We start from the raw sequence: 18,386 nt of genomic DNA, 5'->3' as shown, positions 1-18,386 counted from the left end.
CAGCAATTCGGGGGTCTCGGCTCACTTGTCGGCACAGGAGTTCAGTATCGGCGTCATCGCCTTCACATGTCCGTCGATCCGCTCGAGCACTTTCGCTGCGACAACGTCGCGCTCAGGCAGACGCCACCAGTACTCGTTGACGAGTTTGACCGTCTCGACCACTGCCTTCAGGACTGCTGGCTCCGGAAGCCGTGCACGGTTCGCAAATGCTTTCCATCGCGGTGCTGCCAGCGCCTTGAACGAGCGCTCTCCTCCAAGCGACAGCGCCATGGCGTCGGCGGGAATATATGGCACGGTGGATAGGAGGTCGTAGATTGGTGCAAGCGCCGGCTTGTCGCCGTTACCGGGATAGATCAAAGACCAGTTTTTCAGGTGCATGTCGCCATTGCCGGTGATGACGGTCAGTGCCAGGCGGCGGACGAACTCGAGAGCCGCCGTAGGCGAGACGGCCACGCCAAGAGCCAAGGCTATGTCGTGATAAGCAGCCCCCTCATATTTGCGCGAAGGGTAGACACCGAAGACCTGAGCGAAATCCTCGATGTGTATCCTCTCGCCACCGGCGCCGCGATCGAAGCGTTTGACGAGAAGGACCTTGCCGTCAGACAGCGTGTTGAATTCTTCGGGAACGCCCTCAAAATCGGACTTCTCGACCAGTTCGCATTCAGGAACGTCCATGCCGATCGCTGCGGCCAACGCGAGGTTGGCGAATTCATTTTCGGAAATGCCTGGAAACGCCGTCGAAGGGAACTTGGCGATGTATCGGCCTTGCTCGTCGTCCATCGGCAAGGTCAGGCCGCTGCCTTTTCCAGTGTTCTTCATGACCGAGAGCTTCATCTGCACGCCGGCAAGTGAGAACCGAGCCTTGGGCTTATCTTTTGAAGCATCCTGCGGGACCGCTATCGAGCCATCACTAGGCAATGCCTGCACGGCCCCTGGCAGATCGGTGCCGAGTGCTGCAAGCAGATCGAAATCATTGCCTGGCCGCACATTGCCTTCGTGGTGCTTTTCCATCGCCTCGCGTAGCTTCTCCTCCGGTAGGAGGTTCGCGAAAAAAGCCGGCAAGGCGCCGGCCAGAGGCTTCGGATTTTTCCGCAATCCTCCCATCGCTGCCCGGAACGACAGGCTGAGAACCGGCAAGCCGCCCGTCGCGCGGTAGGCCTCATCGAAGTTGAACGCATTGAAATCGCCCGGCGTCCTGACGAGTGTGCCGACCTTCAGGGTGTCCAGGAGCACGTCCAGCGACGGGATCGTCTTAGGTGCGTGAAAGACTGGAGCCATGATCGTCATCGTCAGATTGAGGAACAAAGGCGGGCAGGTCGTCATCATCATGCGGGCGCAACAGAGCCTGGACAGCCGGCACCATGACTTGCGGAACCAGCATCATTTCCAGACCGAGCGCGCGAGCGATATTCATGAGCGTTGTTGCACGCGCGGCTGCGGCTCCCTTTTCGATGTCGCGATACCGGGGACGGGATATACCCGCCAAATCAGCGACCTGCTCCTGCGTCATCGCAGCGGCAAGCCTCGCCTGCCTGAAAAGCCCACCGATTTCCCGTAGAATTTCCGATTGAGGGTCCATATGATACGTAAACGTTCCATTTCAACGCTGGATGATATGGCAGAGTATCTTATCCAGTGATGGAGTCAACACGTTATGATCTGTTCCCATATCATGCATCAGCCTTATGATATGTAAAGAGATCAATCATCCTGCATTTGGCGCCGCCCGACGGTGAACGCCGTCCGAAACTGACACCGAAACTATCGGAATGTTAAATCAAGGCGGTCCGGCAGCTGAAATCGCTCGCCTCTTCTGGTTCATACGGCCGGCCGCGCTGACTGGAGGTCAATGTGATCGCCACTCCTTGATGGCAATGGCTTTGTACCATCTGCTCCTGCCGGTCTCCCGCCGCACCTGGTGTTCCGACCCTTTGAGGGGCTTCTCGCTCTGCGTGACCGGTCACCCTGATCAAGCATCGACATAGCCGTCGAATATGGTTGTGTGCGTCAAGTTCTGCAGAAAGGGCGGCCATGGTGCTGGTCATGCGGCTTGGCGTAGAGCGAGCTTCTTGTGCTCGCGCAGATCGTCCATGTTGATGTAGCGGTTGGCCTCCATCCAGTTTTCGTTGGTCTCGACGGCGAGCGCCCTGACGAGGCGCAGGCAGCTTTCGGCATTTGGAAAGATGCGCACGACATAAGTGCGCCGGCGGATTTCCTCGTTGAGCCGCTCCAGCATGTTAGTGGACTTCAGGTGCTTGTGGTGCTGACGCGGCAGGCGAAAGAAGGTCAGCGTGTATTCGATGGTCTCCTCCACCCACGTCGTCAGTCGTGGATAGCGGCCCGACCATTTGGCAAGCCATGCAGCCAGATCGGCCTTGGCTTCGGCGAGATCGCGCCGGTCGTAGAGCCAGCGCAGTTCCTGCAGGCAGTCGTCGCCGTGCTTTCTCGGCAGGTGATCGAGCGCGTTCCTGAGGAAGTGCACGTAGCAGCGCTGCCATGCCGCTTCCGGAATGACTTCGCCGATCGCCGCCACCAGGCCGGCATGATCGTCGGACACGACCAGTTCGACGCCCCTGAGGCCCCGCGCCTTCAAGCCGACGAGGAAGTCCTTCCAAGCCGAGCGGCTCTCGCGATTGGCCATTTCCACGGCCAGGATCTGGCGCCTTCCGTCCCAGTCGATGCCGACCGCGATCAGCACCGCCTGGCTCATGACGATGCCGGCTTCGCGCACCTTCTCGTAGCGGGCGTCGAGGATGAGGTAGGCAAAGGGCTCCTGAAGCGGACGCTCGGCAAACGCCTTCAGGCTCTCGTCCAGGCGTTTGTTGATGGCCGAGATCGACGAGGCCGAGAAGGCATGGCCGCACAGCTCTTCGGTGATCGCCTTGACTTTCCGGGTCGACACGCCCTGCACATACATCTCCGCAAGCGTTGCCACCAAAGCCCGCTCCGAACGCTGATAGCGCTCGAACAGCTCGGTGGAGAAGCGGCCGGCCCGGTCCTGCGGAACCCGCAGCTCAAGCTTGCCGACACGGGTGACAAGGGTGCGGCCGTAATAACCCGAGCGATAGCCGAGCCGCTCCGGTGTGCGTTCGCTCTTCGAAGCACCCAGCGCTTCGTCCATCTCCGCCTCGAGCACCTCTTGCATCACCGCACGGATCACTTCGTGCAATCCATCCGGGTTCGAAAGCAGAATGTCTTTGACGGCAGCGCTGGCGGTCTTACTTTCAGTCTTGGTCATGGTGGCGTTCCTTCGCGGGAATCAGGTGACGTTGAACATCACCAGCCTGCCATGACCGCCTTCTCTCAGCGAATTTGCAGAACTCTCAGCACACTACCTCGAATATCGCTTTACTCTCGGCTGTCCGTTAGGGGCATGGCGGGGTGCCTCCCCGATCACGAAGCAGCACCCGAACAACCCCGCGATCAGGCAATCCCCCCGCTTCCGAGACTTTCTCACTCAGTAAGACTAGCGCCCGCCGCACGTACGGGCGCCGCCGGCGTCAACCGGCGGGCAGGTGCGCCGAGGGCAACAAGCGCGCCTGACGCAACGCCACCAGATCAGCCGAGCCGGTGCAGAAGCAGGCGACGGCCAACTGGCGGATGACGATCTCGAAATGCGCGACAACGGCCTCGCTGGATACCGTAGCCGCGCGCAGCACGCCGGCTGCCTGCCCGGCGATGTCCGCGCCCAGGCGGATAGCCTTGGCCACGTCGACGCCGTCGCTGATCCCGCCCGACGCGATCAGCTTCACCGCTGGCAGCGCCCGACGTACCGCCTGCACGCTGGCCGGGGTCGCAATCCCCCAATCCGCGAATGCCATTGCCACTGCGCGGTCGGCGGCATCGGGGGCGCGCTCGCCCTCCACCGCGGCCCAGCTGGTGCCGCCGGCGCCGGCGACATCGATCACCGCCACGCCCGCCTCGACGAGCGCACAGGCCACCGAGGCGGACAGGCCCGACCCCACTTCCTTGGCCACGATCGGCACGCCGACGCTGCGCGCGGCGCGAGCGATCTGCGCCAGGACGCCGCGCCAGTCGCGGTCGCCCTCCGGCTGTACTGCTTCCTGCAGCGGATTGAGATGGACGATGAGTCCATCGGCCTCCAGTGCATCCACCGCCCGGCGGGCAAGGTCCAGGCCGTCGGGCTGGCGCAGTTGCGCGGCGCCGATATTGGCCAGCAAGGGAACGTCTGGGGCGAGGCTGCGCAGCGCGCGCGTCAGCCCCTGGGAGTTGCGGGATTGCAGGCTCACGCGCTGCGAACCGACGCACATGGCGATCCCCAAGGCTTGCGCTGCCTCGCTCAGATGCCGGTTAATGGCCTCGGCGCGTGGCATGCCGCCGGTCATGGAGCTGATCAGCAGAGGCGCGCGCATGGTCTTGCCCAGCAGCGAGGCGCTGAGGTCGACCTGCGTCAGGTCCAACTCGGGCAATGCGCAGTGTTCGAAACGGATGTACTCCCAGCCGGCGGCCTTGGCCCGTGCCGTTCGCCGATTCAGCACGATGTCCAGGTGGTCGTCCTTGCGCCGGCTCAACTTGGTGTCGCTGATGCTCGCTCCATCCGCGTCATCGGGCGACGGCGTTGCGTCGGGTCGGACCGACGGCAGCGCGCGCACGCCATCGTTTCCCCCGCGTTCAGGCCGGCGCACGCTGGCCTCCGCCTGCAGCGTCGCTGCGGTAGCGACTGTTTGAGGTCTGGTAGTACTGCACGCGGATGGCCGCCATGGCTTCGATCAGCGGTCCCCACGGCGGGGGAAAACGTTCTTCCGCCATCACCCGGTGCAGCATGCGTGTGTGGCCGGCCAGCTCGTCCTTGAGGAACTCCACGACAGGCATGGCCGGATAGCGCTGCAGCAGCAGGATCGCCGCGTTGTCGGCCTCGCCGGCCGACCTATCCTTTTCGCGTCCATGCAGGTCGTTCTGCAAGCGCCCTATCGCGGAGATGAGCCGCAGAACCTGGCGAAACGCCGGACGCGCGCGCAAGGTCGCCATGTCCAGCCCCCACAGCAAGGACAGGCAACAGAACACGTTCGTGTAGGCGATCGAATCGATGCCGTTGTGCAAGTACTCGGCGTACGACCAGCGCTGCGCCCCTGCCGCCTGCGCGTGTCCGGCGCGCAGCGCCGCGCAGTAGCACCGGGTATCGTGGAGAAGCTGAGCATAGTCGCGACGATCGTAGGCGAGCGCGGCGAGCGAAGTGCGCAGCACAGCACAGCCCTCGAATCCGGGAAGCGCGCACGGCACACCCTGCCCCAGCGCCTGCTCCACCGCGGCGAGCTGCTCCGGCGCGATCAGGCCAAGGTCGTTGCAATCGTCGAGCCAGAAGAGCAGCGCCAGTTCGCGATAGAACGCCACGATCAGCGTTTCGTCCAGCGGATCGCGGCCGGTGCGGGCGCTGGTGTCGCGCAGGCTCGGCTGGATGCGCTGCAGGATGTACTGGCCGCCCCTGACCGCTTCTATGGCATGCTCGTCGGCGAACCCGGTCAGGGAACGCCCCCACTCCAGCACCTGCTGCAGCGCGCGATCGGTCTGGATCATGGCCCCGCTCCTGCTCCCTCGGCCGAGACGTGCCGCCCCCAACAAAGCGCCAGCCACAACCCGGCGAGTTCGGCCACGCGCACCACCCGAGTGGGGCAATACAGTTCCTTGCCGATCCACAGCGGTGTCTGGGGCAGTGCGTGCGCTGCGTGGCGGGCGAGCATCCACTTCAGCGCACGCGCCACCGCCTGCGCGATGCGCCGGCGCCCTGCCGGCGCTTCCCTCCCGTCCATCACGTGCAACGCGAACAGCGCATAGGCGGTTTCCTCGAATGTGGACGCGCGACCCGCGCCCCAGCCGCCGTCGTCGCGCTGCGTCCGCAGCAGCCCGGCCAGCGCGCGCTCGTCGCGCCAGTGGGGGTTGCCTTGCGCGAGCGCAGCGACCGCATGCGCGGTTGGATACAGCCACGAAACGTGCCATTTTTCGTTGTCCCATAGACCGTGCGGGTTGCGATTGGCCTCGACGTAGGCGCTGGTGCCGGCCGCGGGTTTTCCCAAGATTCGCAACGCATGCAGGGCATGGATGTTGGTCGACACCGAGGCATTGCGCTCGCCGGGGAAGGTGACGAACAGCTCGCCGGTTTCGAACTGGCGCAACGCGTCGGCCGCCGGGTCGCGGCCTGCAAGGCGAAGGACGCACAACGCAACGGCGGTGTCGTCCGCATCGGCCGCGAAGTGCAAGGCAGGGCCCAGACCGCGGACTCCGAGGCGGGCGTCGAGTTGCGCGATGATCACTTGCACCGCCTCGGCGAGCGCGGGATGCGCGAACAGACCGGCCAGATGCAGGGTGTACAGCGACCAGCATGGCTCGAACACATTGATCGGCCAGACGTTGGGAACGACACCTTCGATGCTGGTGCGCGTTGCCCGCGATGCCGCCTGCAGATACCCGTCGGTGCGCCCGACGTGCGGCGTTCTTCCCTGTGTCACGGCGTGCGCACGCCACGCGGCCGTGGCCGCTGGACTGATGCCAATGCTGCCGTCGTCGTCCGGGCATGCGGTGGCCGGCGACGTCCCCCAGGCTTCCCAGGAGTGCAGCAACGGATGGCCGCTCGGCAACGTCGCCACAGCCCCCAGCTTGACCAGGCGTGCTTGCCGCAACGGCAACAGCGCCGGGTGGCGCGAAAACGCCAAGCCGCCCAGCAAGGATGCGGCCTCGTCGCACAACTGCGGCAGCATCAGCTCCGCGCCGATGGGCGCGTCTTCCGGCACCGCATGCGCGTAGGGATCAGGCTGGCGCTCGAGGAACCGGATTGCAGCCTGGGCTGCGTCGGCGGCGCCGGGAAGAGGATCGGCACGCTGCAATGCCAGCAACGCCGCCCACGTGGGCGCATGGCGAAACAGCGGGAAGTCCGCACTTCCCCATCCGCCATCGGCCTGTTGCTGCGCGATGAGCCACGCGTATGCGTCGTGCCGACCGGTGACGTTGCCGTCGAACTGCAGAGCTCGCGCCGTGTCGTAGACGGACGGACCGACACTGCCGCCGTCGCTCATATCGCTCAGCAGGTGGCGCATTTCGGAAAGGATCTGTTCGGACAAGTTCACGCGGGATGTTCCTTCTGCAGAAGGCTAACGAGAACAGAAACGGGCAGACGCCGCGCACGTCGCCGCCGACACGGACACAGTGCAGCATGCAGCGCCCGCCGGCCGATCGCAGCAGCACAGGGGCGAGTCCTTACGGATGCGCACGCTCATGCGTATGGCGCGGACAGATAGAGGTTGGCCCGCTGCAGCATCTGCGCCAACCCTTCCGCACGCGGCCCCAGAGGGGCGATGGCCTCCCCGGCGTCGTGCAACAAGTACAGGGCGAACTGGCGCGCAGCCTGCAGCCCCATGATCGACGCGCAGGTCGGCTTTTGCGCCGCCGCGTCCTTACCGGGGGTCTTGCCAAGAGTCGCGGTATCCGCCGTCGCGTCGAGAATGTCGTCGGCCACCTGCAAAGCCAGGCCAAAACAGGCGGTGTAGCGATCGAGCGCAGCATACAGCGCAGCGTGCGCGGCATCGTCCGTGATGGAGTATAGCGCGCCCATGCGAACCGACGCGCGCACTAGCGCTCCGGTTTTCATCCCGTGCATCGCCAGGATCCTGTCCAGCCCGGCGTGCTTTCCGACCAACGACAGATCGATGGCCTGCCCGCCTGCGGCACCCTCGGCGGACACCGCCTGCGCCAGTTCGCGCACGAGCGCGATACGGTTGTCGCCCGGCGCATCCAGGCTCGCCAGGGTCAGGAAGGCGTGGGCCTGCAGCGCATCGCCGGCCAGGATCGCAGTGGCTTCGCCGAACTTTACGTGCACGGTCGGAAGGCCGCGGCGAAGCACGTCGTCGTCCATCGCGGGCAGGTCGTCATGGACCAGGGTACAGGCGTGCATCATCTCGATGGCGGCGCAGACGTCGTCGAGCCTGTGCGCCGGCGTGCCCGCCAGTGCGCCGGCAGCCAGACAGAGCAAGGCGCGGGTGCGCTTCCCGCCATGCAAGGTGGCGTAGCGCATGGCCGCCATCAGCTCTGTCTTTCCGTCGTCTTCGGCGCAGAGCAGACGCGCCAGCGCCTGTTCGACCCGCTTTGCGCCGTCCTGCATCCAGATCTCCGGGAGCAGCCCGCCAGAGGCGCCGCGCGCCTGCGCGCCCAATCCGCCGGATGCGGAAACGCCAATTCGGTCGCGTGGAGTGGAACCGGTCTGCATGTTGTTGATGTCCTTGTAGCTGAGACGGCCACGGCGAGCGCAAGCCGTCACGGTGTTGCCGGCGTCACACGAGTGCGTGCGCTGAGTGCAGCAATGCCGCACCCCGCCGGCGCCGCTGCCTTGCCACACAGGGCATGCGATGCCAGCTCATGAGAAGCCTATGCGGATTGCCATGGACGGATGTGCGGTCGGGTAATAGCGCCGGCCTTTTGCGACGTCGCTCAGCAACTGCGGCCGCACCCCGGCCTTGTGCATGGTCAGCGCCAAGGCGATGCAGAACTGCACCATTTCCAGCCATACCAGATGGTAGCCGATGCAGACGTGTGGTCCGGTACCGAACTGCAGCATGTCAACCGGCCGGATCGGCTCCGTGCGTTGCAGCCACCGCGCCAGGCGGAACTGATCAGGCGCGTCGTGCAGCAGCGCCGAGGTCGAGAAATGCAGCAGCGGGATGCATAGATGGGTGCCCGCGGGAATGCGCCGCTGGCCGAGTTGCAATTCCTGCAGCGCGCGACGCGGTAGGAGCGTGGTCGCCGGATGCAGGCGCAGTGTCTCGCGGAACAGCGCCTCGGCGACCGGACACTGCGCCAGGTCCGTGTGCCTGGTCGGCACCGCGCCCACGCGTTGCGCCTCCTCAACCAGGGCGTCCCACAGCACAGGCTGCCGCGCCAGCTCGATCACAATCCAGGCCATCGTCGAGGCAGTGGTGTCGTGACCGGCAAGCAGCAGCAAGCGAATATTCGCGACCAGGACGTCATCGGAGAGCGGACCGTCGCTGCGGTCGAAGGCGCTCACCATGTCGTTGATCAACCCGGTGCGCGCGGCATGCGCGCGCGCGTCGCGGACGAACTGGCGCAACTGCGCGTCGATCCAGTCGCGGGCGGCGCGGCCGCGCCGCAAAGGCAGTCCGGGCAGGTCGACCGGTGGCGCGACGATCAACTGCAGCAATTGCCGGTACTTGCGATGCCATCCCGGCAGGTCCTGCGCGGGGACTCCCATGAGGCTGAAGATGAGCTTCAGCATCAGGTCGCCGGTTTCGCGCAGGATGGTTACCTCGCCGCGGGCGCGCCACGCCTGCACCCGCGTCCGGATGACGGGCGCGAACAGGTCGCCGATCCCGGCCTGGGTCAGCCCCTTGGGCAAGAACGCTGCCTTGATGGCATCGCGCGCCTGCCGGTGCGCGCCGCCGTCCAGGGCAACCAACGTTCCGCCAAGCAATTCGGGCGCGATCTCTTCGATCAGCGCCGAGGACACGTCCTTGTGCCTGAGCAGTGCGAATGCATCCGGATCCACGCAGGTCATCAGATGTCCGGCAGGGCCGAAATCCAGCCAGAAGTGGCTGCCCAGCGTCCGTTCTGCGCGCTCCAGCAGGCGCGGCAGGTCGCAGACAATGGCGGGAAGATGCCCGACCAGGGGGAAAGCGCCAGGCATGACCGGGATGTCGCATCGCAGCCGGTGCCGACGGTTGAGTGGGTTGAGCAGCATGTCCATCAGCAGCGCGCCGCCGCCCCCGATTCGCTATCGCCTGCAGGGCGCGCGGCGCAGCTGTTGCCACCGTCGGCATAGGTCGGCACATGCGCCAGCATGCCGCCATCGATGCACACGACCTGGCCGGTGATGAACGCAGCATCGTCGGAGAGCAGGAACGCCACGAGTGCGGCAACGTCCTCGGGACGGCCGACGCGCGGCAGGAGCTGGTGCCGGCGCAGATGCCGTTGCATGCACTCGTCCAGCTTGGCGAGGAGACGCTCGGTCATGATAAGACCCGGCGCAACCGCGTTGCAGCGGATCTGAGAGTGACCGTACTGGGTGGCGAGCGAGGCCGACAGCATGTTCATCGCCGCCTTCGACGCGGCGTAGGACGTCTGCGCCGTGTCACCGCTGAGCCCTTGGCACGACGACATGTTGACGATCGCGCCACCGCCGCGGGCGATCATCCGTGGGATGGCCTGCCGGCAGCAGAGCAGCGTGCCGCGCAGATTGGTCGCCATGGTCTGGTCCCATACTGCCAGGTCCAAGTCTAGGATGGCGCGGTCGCGCGGGGTCAGATGCATGGCGCTCGCATTGTTCACCAGCAGGTCGACTCCCCCGAAGTGCCGCTCCGCCGTCTCGAACAGCGCTGCCACCGCCTGCTCATCAGCGATATCCATGGCTATGGGCAGCGCGTGGCCTGCTTCGGCCGCGATCTGCGCGGTGCAGGCGATGGCCGCCGGGCCATCAATGTCGGCCACCACCACTCTGCCGCCTCCGCGCGCGATGGCGAGAGCGCATGCCTTGCCGATGCCGGTGCCAGCGCCGGTCACCACGGCCACCTTGCCTTCAAACCTTCCCATCGTGTCTCCTGAATTGCATTGGTCTTTCGCGGCATGCCGCTGGGCCTGCGTCGGAGAAGGCGCCGGGTCGGCGCTGGCGCACTCGTCATGGCCAGCGTCGCTTTCGATGACCCGAATGGCGGCGACCGGGCACTGGTTCGCCGCAAGCCGCACGGCGGCGTGCAGCGCCTGCGGGACCGTCGCAACGCACACTTCGGCCACGCCGTCCGGTTCGCGCTGGCGAAAGGTGCCCGGCAGCGTCAGCACGCACTGCCCGGTCGTTCCGCACAGATCCTGATCGACTACGACGCGCATCTCAGCCCTCCTGCCCATGCAGCCGTACCGGCAGCGCGCGGAACGTCCTAAGGAACGCGGAGGGCTCCCGGGTCGGCTGCTCGGCCAATGCCAGCGTGGGGAAGCGCGCCTGGATCCGCGGCAGGCTTTCGGCCAACTGCACCCGGGCCAGTTGGGCACCAAGGCAGAAGTGGATGCCGTGGCCGAAGGTCAGCATGATCTTCCCGTCGATCGACATGCCAGGACTGGTGCCGTAGAACCGCACGGGATCGAAGCGATCGGGATCGGCGAAGGCGTCCGGGTCGCGATTGCCGGCCGCGATGAGCACGCGCACGTCCGCGTTCTTCGGGATCACCACGCGGCCCAGTTCGATGTCGCGCTGGGCGATACGCGGAATGGAGCTGAACATGGCGGGCGCGTCGTAGCGCAGGGCTTCTTCGACGAATGCCTTCACCCCCACGGCATCTCCCTTCAGCCAATGCCGCTGTTCGGGATACGCCAGCATCGCCAGGACCGCATGGCCGATGGCCGCGGCAGTGGTGGCGAAGCCGCCCAGCAGCATGCCCCAGAGCATGCTGATCAATTCCGCATCCGACAGCATGTCGGAATCGTCGTCGTGTGCGCCGACCAGCATTGACACGATGTCGTGGCGGGAATCGGTACGCTTGCGCTGTATGAGGTCGCCGAAGTAGGCCTGCACCCTGGCGCTGGCCGCGTCCGCCGCGGCGAGTTGGGGATCGCTGGCGTGCGGGCTCAGGCCTTCCAGAATGGCGCTGATGCCGGTGACGAGCGCGAGAATGTCGTCCGGGGGCATGCCGAACAGTTCGCCGAAAACCAGCATGGGCAAGGCCAGCGCGAATTCCCGATGCAGGTCCACCGCCTCCCCGCGTTCCAGCGCGGGCGCCATGCCGTCCAGGCGCGCTGCGACGATGCGAGCAATGGTCGGCCTCAGCTTGTCGATCTGGCCCATGGTGAAATCGCGCGAGATCAGCCGGCGCAGACGCGTATGCGTTGGTGGTTCCTTCATCGCTAAAGTGGACGCCAGCAAACTTAGCGACAGGCTGGTCGCCGCCCGCGGGAAATAGCGCGCCAGTTCGCCTGGCGCCGGCCCCCGAAAAGCATCGCCCGTGGCCTTGAGCGCCCAGTAGATGTCGGCGTGGCGGCTCAACAGAAAGAGGCCCGACGCCGCGCGATGTACCGGATCGTGCTCGCGCAACCACCGCATGAATGGGTACGGGTCCTGAATGCACGCTGGCGACGCCAGTTCGGCGAAGGCGTCCCGGCATGCTGCCGTGGTTTCTTGCACGTCCATCTTGGTCACCTGTTGGCTGGCTGATCTGATCGGCGCGCGGCAGGCGCGCCGGCAATTCGGAGAACATCGCGATTCCTGGTGGCGTCCGCGCATCACCAGAGCACCGGGAACTCCTCGAACCCGCCAGTGATGATCTCCTTGCGCAACTTCAGTTCTTCGGGCGCCACGGCCAGGCGCAGCGCGGGAAAGCGCTGGAAGATCGAACCGAACACCGCCTTGAGTTCCAGCCTGGCCAGCGCCAAGCCGACGCAGTTGTGGGGCCCGTAGGAGAACGCCAGGTGCGGGTTTTCGTCACGTCCGATGTCGAAGATTTCCGGGTGGTCGAAATGGCGCGGATCGAACGACGTCGCCGGCAGGCCGACCAGCACCTTGCTCTCCGCGGGAACATGCATGCCCGCGATGGTCACGTCGGTCCTCGGATAGCGCATGATGCCGTCCCAGCCGGCGCCCGGCGGGTACATGCGCAGGATTTCCTCCACCGCCTTGTCCACCAGGGATGGATCGCCGAGCAGGCGTTCGCGCTGTTGCGGATGGCGGAACATGGCCAGCAGGCCGAATTCGATCTGCGCGACGGTGCTCTCGTGACCCGCCACGAGCATGCCCGCGGCCAGGCCGATCGCCTCTTCCTCGGTCGCCTTGCCCTGGTCGACCGCCGCGAGCAGATCCGTCAGCAGGTTGTCGCCCGGATCCTGGCGCTTGTCCCGCATCTTGCCGCGAATGTAGGCGCGGAGTTCTTCCCAGGCCAAGCGCGACGCGCTTCGCGGCCCGCTTTCATGCTGGTGCGTCATCACCTCGTCGGACAGCCCGGCGAAAAAGGCGTGATCCTCGTAGAGCACGCCCATCAGCGCGCTGATGACCATGGCCGGAAGCGGAAAGGAGAGGTGGCGCCGCAGATCGGCGGGCTGGGGCTGGGCCGCCAGCGTGTCGAACAACTGCGCGGCGATCGCCTCGACCTGCTGCGCGAGCAGCTTCACCCTGCCGTTGCTGAAGGCCGGCGCCACGATCGTGCGTAACCGCGTATGCTCGCCCCCCTCGTGCGAGACCAGCCATCCTGGCGAACCGAGAATCACCGAATCCGGGGTGAATGCCGCCGGCGGCATTCCCGCGGGCCGGAACGCCGCGTCGGACAACACCGCCTTGGCCTCGTCATAGCCTGTCACCCACCAGCCTTCGTGCCCGGACGGGAAGCGCACGCGGTGGATCGGACCGTTGGCCCGTAGCGCCAACATCTCGGGCGAGGGCTCAATGTGATCGACGCGCCACATCGGCAGCGTCGGCAAAGGTTGTTCGGACATGCTGGCACTTCACTCTATAGCGATGGAAGGGCGGAAGGTGACCGGCGGGTGCTGCGGCAGCGAAGACCTAAGACGGCATGTAGACGACGTCGTCCGAAAGCAGACCGATTATCAAGATCGGCCAACGTGTAACTGTCTAGGCACACCGCGCGGCGAGATGCAGAACTTTATCCTGCACCATCGATTTCAGGATAAGGTCGGTGTGGTGGGCCTTTGAGCCGCCGCCGGCCAAGATTTCCTGCGCAAGGGTCGACAAGGGCGGCGAGCTGTTGGGTAAGGGCGGTTTCGCCGAGGACCCCCTGCCCATAGACGCTATCCGACGCGGATTTGACATTTTGCTTTTCTTTCTTCGTTCCATTCGTGCCATCCACGAAATGAAAGTCGGTCGGCGGCTTCCGGCCCGCAACGAAGGTGCTTCAAATCTCGTGCCAATTTGGCCGCAGCAGAAAAAGATTGTGGCAGCTTCTCAGCGGCTTAGCCTGAGGCCAGAGAAGAGCTAGGCGAAATAAGCCGGTGTCGCGGGCCAACAAAGGCGACGGAACAGTGTCGGACAGAACGCCTCGGGCGACCTTTAGGTCGGGCCTGCGACATTCTGGTCCAGTTTCGAACATAAGAGGGCGGCAAACAGACACGATTGGGGAATTCGATCCTCACGGCGCCAGGGCGCTTGCCCAAGAGCGCGCGCTCATGTTGCTGCGACAGGCGCGTGTTCGCGATAGCCGTGCCTGCGCACCCATGAACGCTAGCGGCACACGCTACGACTGGAGTGCCCGCCAGCCTCACGTAGCGCATCGGCTCGGCTTCCGGTTCTTCTTTGCCCAGCCAGGGCTGAAGCGCCGAATATCCGCACCATACAGCATCGTTGTTGCCTGTGTGACGAGGCGGCATAGCGCGCGCCCGATCTTCTAAGACACGGCCTCCGAGAAGAAGGGGGCGGTCCAACAGCACCTCTATTTGAAATGGCACGCCGCTTGCTGCTCCTGGTTAGAGCACCATCAAATCACGATGAAAGCGACTTGAACCATGCCAGACGCGCGAAGCTCTAGACAGTGGCCTGAGGAGACGGTGCCCGTTCCCGCTGAACATCGGGACATCGTCTCCTCCGGAAGTCCGTTCTCGGTGGCCGCTTTGCGCATGGCTGGTCCGATGCCGGCACGCCAACACGGGCCGCTCGCGCAAATGCCGTTTACCGGTTCTGTTCATCATGTGAGTGCCCAAGAGCCCCGTCAAAGGGTCACCCAAGCCAAGGCCGGCGGGTCACTGCCACATATCGACAACACGCTGAACCAGTCCAGTGACGCGGGTCTGTTGCGTGAAGTGACATTTCAGGCCCCCACATGCTTGCGATATTGGCTACTTCCGGCCGCTATCCCTTTTCCCCGGGCACGATCGCGGGTGACCGATCCCGCTTCCGGCGCCATAGCCGTGGAAAGCAAGCGGCTCGACGGTGTCCAGCTCGCTCAGATCGATTGCGTTCGGGTGGCCAAGACCAGCCGCCAAGACGTTCCCATACGTCGCGAGGGAAAAAGGAGGTTGCGAGCCGCGAGGTCCTCATCCCGTGCCGGGCATACGAGCCTCTGCTCGGTATTGCGCCAGCCTCTGCCAGAATTCAGCGCCAGTTTTCTTCTTTAGGAGCAACTTGATGACAGTTCAAAAGAAAGTTCCCTTCGTCACCTTTCTCACGCGCGTTCACGATAAGTCAGTCCAGGGGCCAAATCCATATCGCTGGGAAGAAAAGACATCTGACGACTACTTTGCCGGCAAGCGGGTCATCCTGTTCTCGCTGCCTGGCGCCTTCACACCAACCTGCTCGACCTACCAATTGCCCCAGTTCGAAGAGCTCTATGATGAGTTTGAGAAGGAGGGAATTGACGCGATTTACTGCCTCTCAGTCAACGACGCCTTCGTCATGAATGCGTGGGGGAAGTCCTTGGGCCTGAAGCAGGTCGAGCTCATTCCCGATGGCTCAGGCGAGTTCACACGCAAAATGGGCATGCTGGTCGCCAAGGACAATCTCGGCTTCGGGATGCGCTCCTGGCGCTACGCCGCCCTGATCAACAATGGCGTGGTGGAGCACTGGTTCGAGGAGGAAGGTTTCTCCGACAACTGCGAGGCCGACCCGTATGGCGTCTCATCCCCGCAAAACGTTCTCGAAACGCTGAAAGCCGCCGCTTGACCTAGAAAACGTCTCACTGGTGCCATTGCCGGTCCCAAGAGGCTCCTCGACAGGATTATCGCGCTCACCATGCAATCCTCAGCAAGCCTGCTTCAACGCCAGAAGCAATCCATGGTGGCATCGCCTCAACTCATTGAGTCGATTCGCTTGCTGCAACTGGCGCATACTGAACTGCATCAGTTCGTGGAGCGGGAAATTGAGAAGAACCCGCTCTTGGAATCTGCATCAAGCGATGGCGGGCCTTTTGACGACGTTTCGATTTCGGGAGCGGATCAGCCTGTCGGCCCTGGCGCAAACGCCGTTGAAGGACCGACCGGGGCAAGTTCGCCTGAACGGCTCGGGCAATGGAAATCACTTCGCAACACGACCAACAACCCGCCCGGCAATGGCCCTTCCCTCGACGAGTTTGCCACCCTCGCCGAAACATTGCACGACCATGTCGCTCGTCAGATCGCCCTCACTGCGTTCACACCACAGGAGCGGCTGATCGCTGGCCAGCTTGCCGCCGATCTGGAAGACACTGGCTATCTTCGGGCAAACCTTTTGGAGCTGGCCGAGAGCCTGAATGTCCATGAGGCTGTTGTGGAACGGGTTCTCGGAACCTTGCAGCAATTTGATCCATCGGGAGTTTTTGCGCGAAGTCTCAGAGAATGCCTCGAGATTCAGTTGCGCCAGCGAAATCGGCTCGACCCGGCAATGGCAGCTTTGGTTGCCCATCTTGAAATGCTTGCGCGACGCGATTTTGAGGCGCTGAAGCAGCATTGCGGCGTCGATGAAGAAGACCTTCTCGACATGATGCATGAGATTCGGGCGCTCGATCCCAAGCCTGGGAACAGATTCGAATCCGGTGCGTCTGAATCAATCATACCCGACGTCTGGGTCACGCCCTCGCCGCAAGGCGGGTGGCAGATCGAACTTGATCCCGCCACGCTGCCAAAGCTGCTGATCAACCAAACCTATTATGCCGAAGTCACGCGTCAAACTGCCCAAAATTCGAAAGATCAAGCATTTCTCGACGAATGCTTGCAAAACGCGAACTGGCTAATCCGCAGCCTCGATCAGCGCGCCAAGACGATTGTTAAGGTTGCGGCTGAAATCGTGCGTCAGCAGGATGCCTTTTTGGAACACGGCGTCGCCCACCTGCGGCCTCTCAATCTTAGAACCGTCGCTGACGCGATCGGCGTGCACGAGTCGACGGTAAGCCGGGTGACCTCGAACAAGTACATGCTTACCCCGCGCGGAGTTTTTGAACTGAAGTATTTTTTCACCGTCGCGATCGCGTCCTGCCAAGGCGGCGATGCGCACTCCGCCGAAGCTGTCCGGCATCGGATCAAAGCGATCATTGCCGCAGAATCTCCCGGCGACGTGCTTTCCGATGAGGACATCGCTGTCCGGCTGAAGGAAACCGGCATTGATGTTGCGCGCCGCACCGTCACAAAATATCGCGAAGCAATGAACATCCCCTCCTCCGTGCAACGCCGCCGGGAAATGCGCTTGTGTTTGTAGATTTGGGTCAAGGCAGCCAACATCACGTTGCATTGCATCAAAGTGGAGACTTCGTTCATGACCCGATCCGCAGCAGGCGTCATGGACGCTGTTCTGCACGACCCAGAAAAGCCGGTCCCACCGTCTGGTCCGGCATGGGGTGCCGTCATTTCGCTTTCCTTGGGCACCTTCGGGCTGGTCACGGCAGAGTTTCTGCCTGTCAGCGTGCTCACGCCCCTCGCGCATGATCTCGGTATCAGCGAGGGAGCGGCTGGACAGGCGATGACGGCGACAGCTATCGTCGGGGCGATCTCGGCGCCGACGGTGGCCATCATCACAAAGCGCCTGGACCGCAGGACCGTCATGTGGACCATGACGCTGCTGCTGATCCTGTCGGACGTTCTGGCGGCCGGCGCGTGGTCGCTGGCGGTTCTCCTGACTGCACGCGTCGTGCTCGGCATAGCGCTCGGAGGCTTCTGGTCGATGTCGGCAGCACTGGCGATGCGGCTCGTTCCAAGCCACCTCCTGCCGCGCGCTATGTCGATCATCCTCACCGGCGTTTCCGTAGCTACCGTCTGCGCAGCTCCAATCGGCGCTTATGTCGGCGATGTCTGGGGATGGCGAAGCGCCTTCATGCTCGCCGCAGCCGGCGGCGTCGCTACACTGCTCGTGCAGCTCCTAACCATTCCGAGACTGCCTCCGATTGGAGTGGCTAGCTTCCGCAACCTGCTGGATGTAGCCAAGATTCCGATGGTCAAAATTGCGCTTTTGGTCGTCCTGCTGGTCGCTTCCGGCCACTTCGCCGGAATCACCTATATCCGCGCCTTCCTCGAGAAGATTCCCGCGCTGGATGTCGAGACGATCTCGCTTGTGTTGCTGGCTTTTGGCATCGGCGGATTTTTCGGCAATCTGGCCGGCGGGCTTCTGGCCGAGTACAGTCTCAAGGCAGTCGCGGCCCTTGCACCGCTGCTCATAGCGATAGCCGCTGTTTCGCTGCTGACGGCGGGAGCATCGGCCTTGGCCTCGGCGATTGCTGTTGCCGCGTGGGGGTTTGCCTTCGGCGCGGTGCCAGTGGGATTGCAGACGTGGATGGTACGGAGGGCCGTTCCCGAGCAGGCCCAAAGCGCCGGTGTGCTGCTGGTCACAGTATTCCAAGTGGCAATCGCCGCCGGCGCGATTTTCGGCGGACTATTGGTGGAGAATGCGGGGATTACCAGCGCCATTGCCTACAGTGCTGTTGCCACGTTCGTCGCTGCCCTCATAGTGTTCGTGCTCGGCCCGAAGCGCGAAACCTAGA

15 protein-coding genes and 1 pseudogene are annotated in these 18,386 nt (G+C 64.0%); 4 read left to right on the top strand and 12 right to left on the bottom strand.

Annotated elements, in window-relative coordinates:
• Positions 1 to 21: 21 nt before the first annotated feature.
• From NKH03_RS19390 to NKH03_RS19335, 12 genes and pseudogenes are all read right to left on the bottom strand, one after another.
• Positions 22 to 1,278 carry a type II toxin-antitoxin system HipA family toxin gene (locus tag NKH03_RS19390; protein ID WP_352969839.1) on the bottom strand — a complete coding sequence of 419 codons (1,257 nt, stop codon included), beginning with the start codon at positions 1,276 to 1,278 and terminating at the stop codon, positions 22 to 24.
• Positions 1,253 to 1,579 carry a helix-turn-helix domain-containing protein gene (locus tag NKH03_RS19385; protein WP_352969838.1) on the bottom strand — a complete coding sequence of 109 codons (327 nt, stop codon included), beginning with the start codon at positions 1,577 to 1,579 and terminating at the stop codon, positions 1,253 to 1,255. Before NKH03_RS19385 ends, NKH03_RS19390 begins: the two co-directional genes overlap by 26 nt.
• A gap of 462 nt (positions 1,580 to 2,041) precedes the next feature.
• Positions 2,042 to 3,238 carry an IS256 family transposase gene (locus NKH03_RS19380; RefSeq protein WP_352969837.1) on the bottom strand — a complete coding sequence of 399 codons (1,197 nt, stop codon included), beginning with the start codon at positions 3,236 to 3,238 and terminating at the stop codon, positions 2,042 to 2,044.
• Between the two features lie 262 nt (positions 3,239 to 3,500).
• A complete protein-coding gene (fni, locus tag NKH03_RS19375; protein WP_502913532.1) occupies positions 3,501 to 4,604 on the bottom strand; it encodes a type 2 isopentenyl-diphosphate Delta-isomerase in 1,104 nt (367 codons plus the stop codon).
• A gap of 28 nt (positions 4,605 to 4,632) precedes the next feature.
• Positions 4,633 to 5,535, bottom strand: a complete 903-nt coding sequence (locus NKH03_RS19370; protein ID WP_352969836.1) for a terpene synthase family protein — start codon at positions 5,533 to 5,535, stop codon at positions 4,633 to 4,635.
• Positions 5,532 to 7,049 (bottom strand): hypothetical protein, encoded by a 1,518-nt coding sequence (locus NKH03_RS19365; protein ID WP_502913531.1) that lies wholly within the window; start codon positions 7,047 to 7,049, stop codon positions 5,532 to 5,534. Before NKH03_RS19365 ends, NKH03_RS19370 begins: the two co-directional genes overlap by 4 nt.
• Before the next feature lie 176 nt (positions 7,050 to 7,225).
• Positions 7,226 to 8,215, bottom strand: a complete 990-nt coding sequence (locus NKH03_RS19360) for a polyprenyl synthetase family protein (protein ID WP_352969832.1) — start codon at positions 8,213 to 8,215, stop codon at positions 7,226 to 7,228.
• A 147-nt stretch (positions 8,216 to 8,362) separates the two neighbouring features.
• A complete protein-coding gene (locus NKH03_RS19355; RefSeq protein WP_352969831.1) occupies positions 8,363 to 9,706 on the bottom strand; it encodes a cytochrome P450 in 1,344 nt (447 codons plus the stop codon).
• Positions 9,706 to 10,548, bottom strand: coding sequence for an SDR family oxidoreductase (locus NKH03_RS19350; protein ID WP_352969875.1), 843 nt, complete (start codon positions 10,546 to 10,548; stop codon positions 9,706 to 9,708). Before NKH03_RS19350 ends, NKH03_RS19355 begins: the two co-directional genes overlap by 1 nt.
• Positions 10,549 to 10,716: 168 nt before the next feature.
• A pseudogene (locus tag NKH03_RS35045) lies at positions 10,717 to 10,842 on the bottom strand (ferredoxin); the annotation flags it as partial.
• 1 nt (position 10,843) lies between these two features.
• Positions 10,844 to 12,133 (bottom strand): cytochrome P450, encoded by a 1,290-nt coding sequence (locus NKH03_RS19340; RefSeq protein WP_352969829.1) that lies wholly within the window; start codon positions 12,131 to 12,133, stop codon positions 10,844 to 10,846.
• A 92-nt stretch (positions 12,134 to 12,225) separates the two neighbouring features.
• Positions 12,226 to 13,428, bottom strand: coding sequence for a cytochrome P450 (locus NKH03_RS19335; RefSeq protein WP_352969828.1), 1,203 nt, complete (start codon positions 13,426 to 13,428; stop codon positions 12,226 to 12,228).
• A 200-nt stretch (positions 13,429 to 13,628) separates the two neighbouring features.
• Here NKH03_RS19335 and NKH03_RS19330 point away from each other — a divergent pair, with 200 nt between their 5' ends.
• The 4 genes from NKH03_RS19330 to NKH03_RS19315 all read left to right on the top strand — a co-directional run bounded on the left by NKH03_RS19330 (position 13,629) and on the right by NKH03_RS19315 (position 18,385).
• Positions 13,629 to 13,928 carry a hypothetical protein gene (locus NKH03_RS19330; protein ID WP_352548258.1) on the top strand — a complete coding sequence of 100 codons (300 nt, stop codon included), beginning with the start codon at positions 13,629 to 13,631 and terminating at the stop codon, positions 13,926 to 13,928.
• 1,142 nt (positions 13,929 to 15,070) lie between these two features.
• Positions 15,071 to 15,604: a peroxiredoxin gene (locus tag NKH03_RS19325; protein WP_023766875.1), complete on the top strand. Its 534-nt coding sequence runs from the start codon at positions 15,071 to 15,073 to the stop codon at positions 15,602 to 15,604.
• Between the two features lie 69 nt (positions 15,605 to 15,673).
• On the top strand, positions 15,674 to 17,110 hold the full coding sequence (rpoN, locus tag NKH03_RS19320; RefSeq protein ID WP_352969826.1) for an RNA polymerase factor sigma-54: 1,437 nt from the start codon (positions 15,674 to 15,676) through the stop codon (positions 17,108 to 17,110).
• 57 nt (positions 17,111 to 17,167) lie between these two features.
• Positions 17,168 to 18,385 carry an MFS transporter gene (locus NKH03_RS19315; protein WP_352969824.1) on the top strand — a complete coding sequence of 406 codons (1,218 nt, stop codon included), beginning with the start codon at positions 17,168 to 17,170 and terminating at the stop codon, positions 18,383 to 18,385.
• The last annotated feature ends 1 nt before the right edge of the window (position 18,386 follow it).

The organism is Mesorhizobium sp. M1406 (genome assembly GCF_040317555.1).
Classification (GTDB): Bacteria; Pseudomonadota; Alphaproteobacteria; order Rhizobiales; family Rhizobiaceae; genus Mesorhizobium.
The sequence above is the reverse complement of the archived record's forward strand: the minus strand, read 5'-3'. Positions and strand labels throughout refer to the sequence as shown.